Genomic DNA, 895 nt, shown 5'->3' with positions numbered 1-895 from the left:
TCGTTTGGCAACGAGTGGCAGGATTTCGCGTTTAACGAGCTACGCCGCGCAATCGAGGATCGGTTTGCACAATGCCAGCGTCTGGAGTCAGCTATGCGCGATGCGGTGCCGCGCTGGGGCTTTTATCCCGCCGTGCTTGCTCTGCAATCGATGCGCGGTATCCAGTTCACCGCTGCGGTGGGCTTGCTCTCGGAGTTAGGCGACTTGAGCCGCTTTGCGCACCCCCGGCAGTTGATGGCCTGGCTTGGCGTGACGCCCTCGGAGTATTCCTCGGGAGGCAAACGGCGCCAGGGCAGTATCACGAAGACCGGCAATTCCTTTGCCCGCAAACTGCTCATCGAGGCGGCCTGGAGTTATCGGCATACGGCCAAAGTAAGCCCCGAGATCCAGCGTCGTCATGAGGGCTTGCCCAAGGTGATCGTCGATCGGGCGTGGGACGCGCAGGTGCGCCTGTGCCGGCGCTATCGAAAGCTGGTGGCGCGCGGCAAAAGCACCAATGTGGCCATCGTCGCGGTAGCCCGTGAACTGGCGGGCTTCATCTGGGACATCGCCCGGTTGGGCATGACGCAGGCCTGTGCGCGTGCGGCGTGAGAGAGGTGAATGCAACGAAAAGCAGCTCGCAATGAAACGGTAGTTTCCTGAAGGCGGCGTAGCCCGGTATTCGAGTTATCCGCGTCATTTCTTGGCAACGGTTCATTCCGACTTGCGTTCAAAGTTAGCGGCAGACTCACGAAACGGATCTCTGTAATGCGGTAACCAACCCGCGAATATCAGCCTGATTCACCGTCGAGTTTTACTGCTACGCCGCCCTCAGGAAATTGCAGCGCTACATCGAATATGAATGAAATTAAAACCTGAACAACACCGCTTGACACGGAAAGTCATATCAGAAATG

1 protein-coding gene is annotated in these 895 nt (G+C 58.1%); it reads left to right on the top strand.

All coding sequences use genetic code 11. The features are described from left to right. The coding region (locus GSQ93_RS01540) for an IS110 family transposase (protein WP_158933957.1) at positions 1-591 on the top strand (591 nt) is incomplete at its 5' end. Positions 592-895: the final 304 nt, after the last annotated feature.

It is taken from the genome of Burkholderia sp. S171 (assembly GCF_009766085.1).
GTDB lineage: Bacteria > Pseudomonadota > Gammaproteobacteria > Burkholderiales > Burkholderiaceae > Caballeronia.
The sequence above is the reverse complement of the archived record's forward strand: the minus strand, read 5'-3'. Positions and strand labels throughout refer to the sequence as shown.